Source organism: Pseudomonas sp. FP1742, assembly GCF_030687145.1.
Lineage (GTDB): Bacteria > Pseudomonadota > Gammaproteobacteria > Pseudomonadales > Pseudomonadaceae > Aquipseudomonas > Aquipseudomonas frederiksbergensis_D.
This window is the reverse complement of record NZ_CP117460.1, coordinates 4,900,344-4,911,678: the sequence shown is the minus strand read 5'-3', so window position 1 is coordinate 4,911,678 and position 11,335 is coordinate 4,900,344. Positions and strand designations below refer to the sequence as shown.

11 protein-coding genes are annotated in these 11,335 nt (G+C 59.0%); 9 read left to right on the top strand and 2 right to left on the bottom strand.

Translation table 11 applies throughout. The features are described from left to right. Positions 1-29: 29 nt before the first annotated feature. Complete coding sequence (rne, locus tag PSH64_RS22250; protein ID WP_305478689.1) at positions 30-3,242, bottom strand: ribonuclease E; 3,213 nt, start codon at positions 3,240-3,242, stop codon at positions 30-32. Between the two features lie 700 nt (positions 3,243-3,942). On the opposite strand from rne, the gene rluC reads away from it, so the two are divergent. From rluC to sppA, 3 genes are read left to right on the top strand one after another with little or no spacing between them, the layout of a single operon-like run. Beyond that, positions 3,943-4,905, top strand: coding sequence for a 23S rRNA pseudouridine(955/2504/2580) synthase RluC (rluC, locus tag PSH64_RS22245; RefSeq protein WP_305478688.1), 963 nt, complete (start codon positions 3,943-3,945; stop codon positions 4,903-4,905). Next, the gene (locus tag PSH64_RS22240) at positions 4,892-5,554 is read left to right on the top strand and encodes an HAD-IA family hydrolase (RefSeq protein WP_105342985.1); all 663 of its coding nucleotides are present in this window, start codon (positions 4,892-4,894) and stop codon (positions 5,552-5,554) included. The genes rluC and PSH64_RS22240 overlap by 14 nt, the downstream gene beginning before the upstream one ends. A gap of 26 nt (positions 5,555-5,580) precedes the next feature. Next, entirely contained in the window at positions 5,581-6,570 is a 990-nt protein-coding gene (gene sppA / locus PSH64_RS22235; protein ID WP_105342987.1) for a signal peptide peptidase SppA, read from the top strand. 60 nt (positions 6,571-6,630) lie between these two features. On the opposite strand, the gene PSH64_RS22230 is transcribed toward sppA, so the two are convergent. Then, entirely contained in the window at positions 6,631-7,209 is a 579-nt protein-coding gene (locus tag PSH64_RS22230) for a nucleoside triphosphate pyrophosphatase (RefSeq protein ID WP_105342989.1), read from the bottom strand. 105 nt (positions 7,210-7,314) lie between these two features. Here PSH64_RS22230 and PSH64_RS22225 point away from each other — a divergent pair, with 105 nt between their 5' ends. From PSH64_RS22225 to acpP, 6 genes are all read left to right on the top strand, one after another. Continuing rightward, complete coding sequence (locus PSH64_RS22225) at positions 7,315-7,842, top strand: YceD family protein (protein WP_007942001.1); 528 nt, start codon at positions 7,315-7,317, stop codon at positions 7,840-7,842. Between the two features lie 13 nt (positions 7,843-7,855). After that, positions 7,856-8,038 (top strand): 50S ribosomal protein L32, encoded by a 183-nt coding sequence (gene rpmF, locus PSH64_RS22220; RefSeq protein ID WP_003179396.1) that lies wholly within the window; start codon positions 7,856-7,858, stop codon positions 8,036-8,038. Positions 8,039-8,042: 4 nt separating this feature from the next. After that, positions 8,043-9,053: a phosphate acyltransferase PlsX gene (gene plsX / locus PSH64_RS22215; RefSeq protein WP_370694455.1), complete on the top strand. Its 1,011-nt coding sequence runs from the start codon at positions 8,043-8,045 to the stop codon at positions 9,051-9,053. 125 nt (positions 9,054-9,178) lie between these two features. Continuing rightward, positions 9,179-10,117, top strand: a complete 939-nt coding sequence (fabD, locus tag PSH64_RS22210) for an ACP S-malonyltransferase (protein WP_305478687.1) — start codon at positions 9,179-9,181, stop codon at positions 10,115-10,117. A gap of 16 nt (positions 10,118-10,133) precedes the next feature. Beyond that, the gene (gene fabG / locus PSH64_RS22205; RefSeq protein WP_007942004.1) at positions 10,134-10,877 is read left to right on the top strand and encodes a 3-oxoacyl-ACP reductase FabG; all 744 of its coding nucleotides are present in this window, start codon (positions 10,134-10,136) and stop codon (positions 10,875-10,877) included. Between the two features lie 192 nt (positions 10,878-11,069). Beyond that, entirely contained in the window at positions 11,070-11,306 is a 237-nt protein-coding gene (gene acpP, locus PSH64_RS22200; protein ID WP_004884578.1) for an acyl carrier protein, read from the top strand. Positions 11,307-11,335 lie beyond the last annotated feature (29 nt).

The following is an 11,335-nucleotide window of genomic DNA, read 5'->3' as shown; positions in this document are numbered from 1 at the left end:
CAGACGGGGCTTTTTAGTGGCCGATGGAATCAGGCGAGGGGTTTAGGCTCGTGTTCTTTTTCCAGGGCTTGTTCGTGTTGCTCTACCGCTTCCTGTACGGAGCGCGGTGCTTCGTCGATCACGGATTCAACCGGTTCGGCAGCGACTTCAGCAGCCGGGGCAGGGGCTGCCTCGACGACTTCAGCAGCAACCGGTGCTGGCTCGGCAGCGGCCGGAGCAGCAGCGGCAGCCAGTTCGGCTTCCTTCTGCAGACGCTCGGCTTCACGCTTGCGACGGCGGACTTCACGTGGGTCGTTCGGTGCACGGCCACTTGGAGTCAGAGCGCTGACAGGGGCGGCTTCAGCCACCGGCGCAGATTCTTCGGCAACAACCGGCGTTTCAACTACCGCCGGAGCAGGCTCGGCAGCAGCAACCACTGGCTCAGAGACCATGGCTTCAGCCACCGGAGCTTCAGCGACTGGCGCTGGAGATTCGACTGCAACAGGTGGCTCGGCAACCCAATTGAACGCGGTTTGCTCTTCGCGAACTTCGCGCACAGCTTCGGTCACTGTTTCGGTCGATGTTTCAACAACCGGTTCTGCGGTAACCACAGTCTCGGCAACGAAAGCAGGCTCGGCGGCAGCCTGTACTTCAGGCTGTGTTTCACGAACCGGCGCCACTTCGATTTCCGGAGCGGCGGTGACGGCTACGGGTGTGGTCGCTTCAACCACTGGCGCTTCAACTGGAGCAGTTTCCAGTGTGGCGGCGGTAGCGCGTTCGGCTTGCTCGTTGGCTTGTGCTTCGGCAGGCGCGCTGATCACGGTGCTGGCGACGGCAGCGGTAACCGCCAGGCCGGCAGCCAGATCGGCAGCGCTTGGCGCTTCGGCGTTTTCAGCCGACTCGGACTCTTCCGAACCTTCGATCACGTTGCCGTTGGCATCGCGCTGACGTTCACGACGGTTGCTGCGACGACGCTGGCCACGGGAACGGCGGCGTGGACGATCGCCTTCGGCGACTTCCTGACCGTCTTCCTGCAGTTGCTCTTCGCTGGTTGGCAGCTCTTCTTCGGCAACGGCGGCAGCGGCTTGCTCGGTGCGTGGTTGACGTTCTTCACGCGGTGGGCGTGGAGCGCGTTCTTCGCGTGGCTGACGGGCCGGACGCTCTTCAGCGGTGGCAGCGGCGGCCGGAGAGGCATCCAGAGGCTCGCGCAGTTCACGAACCGGACGTTCTTCACGCTCGCCACGTGGCTTGCGATCTTCACGCGGTGCGCGCGGGGCGCGTTCTTCACGAGGGGCGCGTGGTGCGCGCTCTTCGCGAGCGACTACCGGCGTTTCTTCGCGGACTTCGCGTGGTTGACGCTCTTCGCGTGGCTCACGTGGTGCGCGCTCTTCACGCGGTGCACGTTCCTCACGAGGTTTGCGCTCTTCATCGCGACGACCGTTACGGTTGCGGCTCTGCTGACGACCGTTGCGACGTTCTTCGTTGCGGGCAGGGCGCTCGGTGGTCGCTGGCTTTTCAACCACAACCGGAGCAACTGGCTCTTCCTTGGTGGCGAACAGGCTGACCAGCGACTTCACCAGGCCTTTGAACAGGCTTGGTTCTGGCGCGGCGACCGGTGCGGCCACTGGAGCGGCAACGACTTCGGTCGGAACCGGAGCGTTGGCGCGGGCCGGTGCAGTCTTGACCGCGGCTTCCTGGCGAACCAGGGTGCGGGTCGCGGCGGCCGGCTGGACTTCTTCGACTTCGGCCGCTGCAGCAGCGATTTCGTAGCTGGACTGGTTGATGCTGGCTTCCGGGCTGTCATCACGCAGACGCTGAACTTCGAAGTGCGGCGTTTCGAGGTGATCGTTCGGCAGAATGACGATGCGGGCACGGGTGCGCAGTTCGATCTTGGTGATCGAGTTGCGTTTTTCGTTGAGCAGGAACGCCGCCACCGGGATCGGCACTTGGGCGCGAACTTCGGCGGTACGGTCTTTCAGGGCTTCTTCTTCGATCAGGCGCAGGATTGCCAGCGACAGCGATTCAACGTCACGGATGATACCGGTGCCGTTGCAACGCGGGCAGACGATGCCGCTGCTTTCGCCCAGCGATGGACGCAGGCGCTGACGGGACATTTCCAGCAGGCCGAAGCGCGAGATGCGACCGACTTGCACACGAGCGCGGTCGGCTTCCAGGCATTCGCGGACTTTCTCTTCCACGGCGCGCTGGTTCTTGGCAGGGGTCATGTCGATGAAGTCGATGACGATCAGGCCGCCGATGTCGCGCAAGCGCAACTGACGGGCGATTTCTTCGGCGGCTTCAAGGTTGGTCTGTAGCGCGGTTTCTTCGATGTCGCTGCCTTTGGTGGCGCGCGCCGAGTTGATGTCGATGGACACCAGGGCTTCGGTCGGATCGATGACGATGGAGCCGCCGGAAGGCAGTTCGACGACGCGCTGGAAGGCGGTTTCGATCTGGCTTTCGATCTGGAAGCGGTTGAACAGCGGAACGCTGTCTTCGTACAGCTTGATCTTGCTGGCGTACTGCGGCATCACCTGGCGAATGAAGGTCAGGGCTTCGTCCTGGGCTTCAACGCTGTCGATCAGCACTTCGCCGATGTCCTGGCGCAGGTAATCGCGGATGGCGCGGATGATCACGTTGCTTTCCTGGTAGATCAGGAACGGCGCGGCGCGGTCCAGCGAGGCTTCTTTGATGGCGGTCCAGAGTTGCAGCAGGTAGTCGAGGTCCCACTGCATTTCTTCGCTGCTGCGGCCAAGGCCGGCAGTGCGAACGATCAGACCCATGTCGGCCGGGGCAACCAGGCCGTTCAGCGCTTCACGCAGTTCGTTGCGCTCTTCGCCTTCGATGCGGCGGGAGATACCGCCGGCACGCGGGTTGTTCGGCATCAGGACCAGGTAACGACCGGCCAGGCTGATGAAAGTGGTCAGGGCGGCGCCCTTGTTGCCACGTTCTTCTTTTTCGACCTGAACGATGACTTCCTGGCCTTCGCTCAGGACGTCCTTGATGTTGACGCGGCCTTCGGGGGCTTTCTTGAAGTATTCGCGGGAGATTTCTTTGAGGGGCAGGAAGCCGTGGCGCTCAGAGCCGAAATCGACAAAGGCAGCCTCAAGGCTTGGTTCGATGCGAGTAATCCGGCCTTTATAGATGTTGGCCTTCTTCTGCTCGCGTGCACCGGATTCGATGTCCAGGTCGTAGAGGCGTTGGCCATCTACCAGTGCAACACGCAACTCTTCGGGTTGAGTCGCGTTAATCAGCATTCTTTTCATGTAGTACCGTCGGTTTCCGGGCTGCCGGAAACGGCGTTCGGCACACACGACTTCTCATGGTCGGTGTCAGGTGCGTCGGGAGTGGTTGGCCATTCCCGTGTCCAGCGATGTCCGACCAATTGGGCCGGTATCGCGACGTACGCGTCCTGCTTGCTGTGGCTACTTAAGCACTCAGTCAGGAGGAGGAATCAACCGGCGGCTGTGGACGAGATGAAGCGTCTTGATAAAGCCTATTGCTACACAGTCCAGCGGTTGTGCATCTCCACCCTACACGTATCCCTGATAATTCGGGTGCTGCCGCGCGCAGAATCCGCAGCGGGTTGGCATTTACCGTGAGCTCCGAAAGGGGAGGTCACGCATCATGGCTAATTTAGGCGGTGTTTCCGAAGCGTTCGCCCGGGGTCGTTTGCAGCTGACTGCACTTTGTGAACTGGCCGTGAATATTTGCTCGGAAGGCGAGTGAAAACTCTGCTTTGCGGCATGATTCAGGCCTTATGTCACCTGCGCTCGTTACAACTGAAAACTCTGCCGTTACGTAGCGAAAGCCCCGTAGGACGGCCTCTCGTCCTCGTGAATTGCGTTGGTCAGGGCCGGTTTTTGACCGTTAGTCCGCTGTCCAGGCCACTTTTGGCGGCGTTCGCGACTATAGCAGCAATGATTAAGTGCTTCAATTCCATAAAAAATTGTTATCATCCGCACCATGACGACTACTGCCCCCTCGACCCCAGCCGTACAACTGCTGGAGGTCTCGCCGGAATATGCCGGCCAACGTATTGATAACTTCCTTCTCGCTCGGCTCAAAGGCGTGCCCAAGACCTTGATTTACCGCATTTTGCGCAAGGGCGAAGTGCGGGTGAACAAAGGTCGGATCAAGCCCGAATACAAGCTGCAGGCGGGCGATATCGTGCGCCTGCCGCCGGTTCGCGTGCCTGAGCGCGACGAGCCTGTGCCGCTGGCCCAGGGGCTGTTGCAGCGGCTCGAGGCCTCGATTGTCTATGAGGACAAGGCGCTGATCGTGGTCAACAAGCCTTGCGGCATTGCGGTTCATGGTGGCAGTGGCTTGACCTATGGCGTGATTGAAGCCTTTCGTCAGTTGCGTCCGGATTGCAAGGAGCTCGAACTGGTTCATCGTCTCGATCGTGACACGTCTGGCCTGCTGATGATCGCCAAAAAACGCAGCATGTTGCGGCATCTGCACGCGGCATTACGCGGCGATGGCGTCGATAAGCGCTATATGGCGCTGGTGCGCGGCAACTGGGCTGCCTCGATCAAGCAAGTCCGTGCGTCGCTGGGCAAGAGCAATCTGCGTTCCGGCGAGCGCATGGTCGAGGTGGATGAGGAGGAGGGTAAGGAATCTGTGACCGTGTTCAAGGTGCTGCGTCGCTTCGGTGACTTTGCCACCATGGTCGAAGCCAAGCCGATTACCGGTCGGACTCACCAGATTCGCGTCCATACTTTGCATGCCGGGCATTGCATTGCCGGTGATACCAAGTACGGCGATGAGGGCTTCAGCAAAGAAATTCGTGATCTGGGCGGTAAACGCTTGTTCCTGCATGCCTACATGTTGACCGTGCCGCTACCCGATGGTGGCGAGCTGAAATTGCAGGCGCCGGTCGACGAGATGTGGGCCAAGACCGTGGAGCGCCTGAGTGCACCCTACTGATTACAAGCTGCTGATTTTCGATTGGGACGGCACGCTCGCTGATTCCATTGGTCGGATTGTCGAGGCGATGCATGTCGCGTCCGAGCGGTCCGGTTTTCAGTTGCGTGATGATTTTGCCGTCAAAGGCATTATCGGTCTGGGCTTGCCGGAAGCGATTCGTACCCTGTATCCCGAGATTGGCGACACCGAGCTGATAGCATTTCGGCAGCACTATGCAGATCACTACATTGCGGCGGAGGCCGTGCCTTCCCCGCTGTTCGAGGGTGTTGCCGAGTCTCTCGAAGCGTTTCGTGTCGAGGGGTATCATCTGGCAGTAGCGACCGGCAAGGCTCGTCGTGGGCTGGATCGAGTGCTGAAGTCTCACGGTTGGGAAGATTATTTTGATATCACCCGTGCTGCTGACGAAACCGCCAGCAAACCCCATCCGTTGATGCTTGAGCAGATACTCGCCCATTGCGAGGTTCGTCCGGAGCAAGCGCTGATGGTTGGCGATTCGTCGTTCGACCTGCAGATGGCGCGCAATGCGGGTATGGATTCGGTGGCGGTCAGCTATGGCGCTCAATCGATCGACGCCTTGAAACTATTTGAGCCGAGACTGGCCATTGATCGTTTTTCAGAGTTGCACGCCTGGCTGAGTCAGCGGGTTTAATTGGTTTTTTTGCTGGGGTAAATGGCATGACCGACGAATGGAAAGCGCCCGCCAAGGCGAGCGCGGAAAGCGGTGACGAGAAAAGCTGGAAGCTGCTGGAAAAAACCTTGCTGGCTGGTGTGCAGGAACAGCGGCGGTCCCGTCGCTGGGGGATATTCTTCAAGTCGCTGACTTTTTTGTACCTGCTTGGCGCGTTGATTCTGTTATCGCCGTTGATAAGCAAGGAGAAAGGCGCGAGCCTCGGCTCTGGCTATACGGCGCTGATCGATGTGACGGGTATGATTGCCGACAAGGAGCCGGCCAGCGCCGACAATATCGTCAGCAGCCTGCGTGCGGCCTTCGAGGACAAGAAGGTCAAGGGTGTGATTCTGCGAATCAACAGCCCTGGCGGTAGTCCGGTGCAGTCGGGTTATGTCTATGACGAGATTCGTCGTTTGCGCGGCCTGAATCCGGGTACCAAGGTTTATGCGGTGATCTCGGACCTGGGCGCTTCCGGTGCCTATTACATCGCTAGCGCGGCGGATCAGATATACGCCGACAAGGCGAGCCTGGTGGGGTCCATCGGTGTGACAGCGGCCGGTTACGGTTTTGTCGGGACCATGGAGAAGTTGGGTGTGGAGCGTCGTACCTACACCTCGGGCGAGCACAAGTCGTTCCTCGATCCGTTCCAGCCACAGAAGCCCGCGGAAACCCAGTTCTGGCAGGGCGTGCTCGATACCACTCATCAGCAGTTCATCAGCAGCGTCAAGAAGGGCCGTGGTGATCGTCTCAAGGATAAGGAGCATCCGGAGTTGTTCTCCGGGTTGGTCTGGTCGGGTGAGCAAGCGCTGTCGCTGGGCTTGATCGATGGTCTGGGCAATGCCAGTTCTGTCGCGCGCGATGTGATCGGCGAGAAGGAGTTGGTGGATTTCACTGTTGAGGAATCGCCATTCGATCGCTTCTCGAAAAAGCTCGGCGCCAGCGTGGCGGAGCATTTGGCAATGTGGATGGGCTTTCAGGGGCCTTCGCTTCGCTGATCCTCTGGCTGCATAAAAAAACCGGCCTGCGTGGCCGGTTTTTTTCAGATCAAAAGATCTTTAGGGTATTTGCACGCCTTCAGCCAACAGCATATCGATCAGGCGAATCAGCGGCAGGCCGATCAGGCTGGTGGCGTCAGGGCCTTCGGTGCTTTGAAACAGGCTCACCCCCAAACCTTCGGCCTTGAAGCTGCCAGCGCAGTCGTAGGGCTGTTCGGCGTGCAGGTAACGTTCGATGCGCGCCTGATCAAGCGTGCGCATATGTACGGTAAACGGCACGCAGTCGACCTGGCAGTGGCCGGTTTGACTGTTGAGGAGTGCCAGGCCGGTCAGGAACGTCACGCTGGCGCCGCTGGATGCCAACAGTTGTTCGCGGGCCTTTTCGAAGGTGTGAGGCTTGCCGATAATCTGTTCGCCCAGTACCGCGACCTGGTCCGAGCCGATGATCAGATGGGCGGGATGGCTGGCTGCAAGTGCGCGGGCTTTTTCTTCGGCGAGGCGCTTTACCAATTCGATGGCTGGCTCGTGGGCGTGATGGCTTTCGTCGATATCCGGCGAGCTGCAAGTAAATGGCAACTGCAGGCGGGCCAGCAATTTCCGGCGATAAACCGAACTTGAAGCAAGTAATAAAGGCAGCATGCGCATCTCCAAAGGGCAGGGGGCGAATTCTAACGCAGGCTCAAGTGACGGGCAGGGCTGAATTTCCTTTGACATGGCCGGGGGCATCCCTATAATGCTGCGCCTATGTTGAATGACCCGATTCCACCTCACGTTGACCCGCGCAAATTGGCTGACCGTGGCACCACCCTCCAAGGTGAAATGCTGCTGGCCGATTTGGAGAGACTCTGCGACCCGCTTTCCGACAATGTCGGTACGGTGCAGGCTAAATTCGTTTTTGAACGAGATGAACGTAAGTCTGTGGTAATCCACAGCTTTATCGACACCGAAGTCAAAATGGTTTGCCAGCGTTGTCTTGAGCTGGTCACCCTGCCGATCCATAGCGAATGCAGTTATGCTGTGGTGAAGGAGGGTGCGAATACCCAGTCGTTGCCGAAAGGTTATGACGTGCTGGAACTGGGCGAAGATCCATTGGATCTGCAGTCACTGATCGAGGAGGAGCTTCTGCTCGCCTTGCCCATTGTGCCTGCTCATCATCCGGAAGAATGCCAGCAGCCGGCGGGAGCAGATGAGCCCGAACCGAGCGAGGACGAGGTAACGCGGTCCAACCCGTTCAGTGTATTGGCGCAGTTAAAGCGTGACCCAAACGTTTAGGAGTTAATCAATTATGGCTGTTCAGCAGAACAAAAAATCCCGCTCTGCCCGTGACATGCGTCGTTCGCACGACGCTCTCGAGGCTAGCACCCTGTCTGTAGAAAAAACCACCGGTGAAGTTCACCTGCGTCACCACGTATCGCCAGAAGGCGTATACCGTGGCCGTAAAGTGATCGACAAGGGCGCCGACGAGTAATCACTTGTCCGCTCAAGTCATCGCGATTGACGCAATGGGCGGGGACTTCGGTCCCCGCAGCATTGTTCAGGCCAGCCTTGCTTGTCTGTCTGCTACGCCCTCGCTGCACCTGGCCCTTGTCGGTCAACCCTCCCTTCTTGAAGAATTGATCGCTGGCCAGCCGGCTGTGGATCGCTCGCGCCTGTCGATTGTGCCGGCGTCTGAAGTCATCACCATGGACGAAAAACCTTCCCAGGCCTTGCGTGGCAAGCCAGATTCGTCAATGCGCGTGGCGCTGGAATTGTTGCGTGATGGCAAGGTCCAGGCTTGTGTCAGTGCCGGCAATACCGGTGCGCTGATGGCGTTGTCGCGGTTTGTCCTCAAAACCCTGCCGGGGATCGATCGGCCGGCCATGGTCGCTGCCATTCCGACCGAGAAAGGTTTCTGTCAGTTACTCGATCTGGGTGCCAATGTCGATTGCAGTGCCGAGCATCTGTTGCAGTTTGCGGTGATGGGGTCGGTGGCGGCGCAAGCCTTGGGTGTCGTTCGTCCGCGGGTCGCGTTGCTGAATATCGGCACCGAGGACATCAAGGGCAATCAGCAGGTCAAGCTGGCGGCGACCCTGCTGCAAAATGCGCGTGGCTTGAACTACATCGGGTTTGTCGAGGGTGATGGTTTGTACCGTGGCGAGGCGGATGTGGTGGTGTGTGACGGCTTTGTCGGCAATATCCTGCTCAAATCCAGTGAGGGTCTGGCGACCATGATCGCCGGGCGCATCGAGGCCCAGTTCAAGAAAAATTTCGCTTCGAAACTGGTAGGCGCGCTGGCGCTGCCGCTGATGAAGCGGTTGCAGGCCGAGCTGGCACCGGCGCGACATAACGGCGCAAGTTTCCTCGGTTTGCAGGGAATTGTTGTGAAAAGCCACGGTTCGGCGGGGGTTCAGGGTTTTCAGAGTGCGATTCAGCGCGCCTTGATCGAGATCCAGGAAAACTTGCCGGAACGGCTTCACGGGCGCCTGGAGGATTTGTTGCCTTAGGCGTTTTCGTCAGACAATGCTTAAATGTGACCGCTCAGTTCAATGAGCCATCCAACTGTCAGTTTCTTGCGTTCCCCAGGTGGGACGTCAATTCTCCGACGACAAGATCATTAGGGGCTTGATACATGTCTGCTTCCCTCGCATTCGTCTTTCCAGGACAAGGTTCGCAGTCCCTCGGCATGCTGGCCGAGCTGGGCGCGCAACATCCAGTAGTCCTCGAAACATTCAAAGAAGCTTCCGATGCTCTGGGTTACGACCTGTGGGCGCTGACCCAGCAAGGGCCGGAAGAGCAACTCAATCAAACCGATAAAACCCAGCCGGCCATTCTGACCGCCTCGATCGCCTTGTGGCGCCTGTGGCTGGCTGAAGGTGGCGCGCGTCCGGCTTACGTTGCCGGTCACAGCCTGGGCGAATACAGCGCTCTGGTGGCTGCGGGCAGCCTGAGCCTGGGCGATGCGGTGAAGCTGGTAGAGCGTCGCGGTCAGCTGATGCAGGAAGCTGTTCCGGCGGGGCAGGGTGGCATGGCCGCTATCCTGGGGCTGGACGATGCCGACGTGTTGGCAGCCTGCGCCGAAGCGGCGCAAGGCGAAGTGGTCAGTGCGGTCAACTTCAACTCCCCGGGTCAGGTAGTGATCGCCGGCGCCAAGGCCGCGGTCGAGCGCGCCATCGAAGGCTGCAAGGCGCGTGGTGCCAAGCGTGCCATGCCGTTGCCGGTCAGCGTGCCGTCCCACTGCGAGCTGATGCGTCCGGCCGCCGAGCGGTTCGCCGAGTCGATCGCTGCGATCGACTGGCAGGCACCGCAGATCCCGGTGGTACAGAACGTCAGTGCCGACGTACCGGCCGACCTGGAAACGCTCAAGCGCGATCTGCTCGAGCAGCTCTACAAGCCTGTGCGCTGGGTCGAATCGGTCCAGGCGCTGGCTGCCAAAGGCGCGACCCAACTGGTCGAGTGCGGCCCAGGCAAGGTCCTGGCCGGTCTGAACAAGCGTTGCGCCGAAGGCGTATCGACCTCTAACCTCAATACCCCAGACGCTTTCGCTGCCGCCCGTGCAGCGCTGGCCTGAACAAGGAGAAGCTTGCATGAGTCTGCAAGGTAAAGTTGCACTGGTCACCGGTGCCAGCCGTGGTATCGGCCAGGCTATCGCTCTGGAGCTGGGTCGTCAGGGTGCCATCGTTGTCGGCACCGCGACCTCCGCTTCGGGGGCCGAGCGTATCGCCGCTACCCTGAAAGAAAACGGTATTCAGGGTACTGGCCTGGAACTCAATGTCACCAGCGACGAGTCCGTAGCGGCTGTGTTGGCGAGCATTCAGGAGCAGTTCGGAGCGCCGGCGATCCTGGTCAATAATGCCGGTATTACCCGCGATAATCTGATGATGCGCATGAAAGATGACGAATGGCATGACGTCGTCGATACCAATCTGAACAGTCTGTTCCGCCTGTCCAAGGGCGTTTTGCGCGGTATGACCAAAGCCCGTTGGGGACGAATTATCAGTATTGGCTCGGTTGTGGGTGCCATGGGCAACGCAGGCCAAGTAAACTATGCAGCCGCCAAGGCCGGTCTGGAAGGTTTCAGCCGTGCACTGGCGCGTGAAGTCGGTTCGCGTTCGATTACGGTAAACTCGGTGGCCCCAGGGTTCATCGACACCGATATGACCCGTGAACTGCCCGAGGCGCAGCGTGAAGCCTTGCAGACGCAGATTCCGCTGGGTCGTCTGGGGCAAGCTCAAGAGATCGCGTCTGTGGTCGCTTTTCTTGCATCCGACGGTGCGGCTTACGTTACTGGGGCTACAATCCCGGTGAACGGCGGGATGTACATGAGTTAAATGTGACGGATTGCTTCAAAAAAATGTCATACGAGCTGTCTAAAATCCGTTATAAAGCTGCAATCTATTTTATCGGCTGAGGGCCGCAGGGTTTGAGGAGTGAAGCTTTCAGTTGAAAAGCTGAAAAGTCTTTCTATACACTTACCCACCGGCCAGCTGCCTGAATTTGTCCATTAGGAGTGAAAACAAGGTATGAGCACCATCGAAGAGCGCGTCAAGAAAATCGTTGCTGAGCAACTGGGCGTTAAAGAAGAAGAAGTGGTCAACACCGCTTCCTTCGTTGAAGACCTGGGTGCCGACTCCCTTGACACCGTTGAGCTGGTGATGGCTCTGGAAGAGGAATTCGAGACCGAAATCCCTGACGAAGAAGCTGAGAAAATCACTACTGTACAAGCAGCAATCGACTACGTTAACAGCCATCAGGCGTAATAGTTTTTAGTCGTCGCTCGCTGTCATGG

Excerpts from the sequence above, each read along its gene's own strand:
- acpP (WP_004884578.1), top strand. The coding sequence starts at position 11,070 with ATGAGCACCATCGAAGAGCGCGTCAAGAAAATCGTTGCTGAGCAACTG.
- sppA (WP_105342987.1), top strand. The coding sequence starts at position 5,581 with ATGACCGACGAATGGAAAGCGCCCGCCAAGGCGAGCGCGGAAAGCGGT.
- fabD (WP_305478687.1), top strand. The coding sequence starts at position 9,179 with ATGTCTGCTTCCCTCGCATTCGTCTTTCCAGGACAAGGTTCGCAGTCC.
- PSH64_RS22225 (WP_007942001.1), top strand. The coding sequence starts at position 7,315 with ATGTTGAATGACCCGATTCCACCTCACGTTGACCCGCGCAAATTGGCT.
- rluC (WP_305478688.1), top strand. The coding sequence starts at position 3,943 with ATGACGACTACTGCCCCCTCGACCCCAGCCGTACAACTGCTGGAGGTC.
- PSH64_RS22230 (WP_105342989.1), bottom strand. The coding sequence starts at position 7,209 with ATGCTGCCTTTATTACTTGCTTCAAGTTCGGTTTATCGCCGGAAATTG.
- rne (WP_305478689.1), bottom strand. The coding sequence starts at position 3,242 with ATGAAAAGAATGCTGATTAACGCGACTCAACCCGAAGAGTTGCGTGTT.
- fabG (WP_007942004.1), top strand. The coding sequence starts at position 10,134 with ATGAGTCTGCAAGGTAAAGTTGCACTGGTCACCGGTGCCAGCCGTGGT.
- rpmF (WP_003179396.1), top strand. The coding sequence starts at position 7,856 with ATGGCTGTTCAGCAGAACAAAAAATCCCGCTCTGCCCGTGACATGCGT.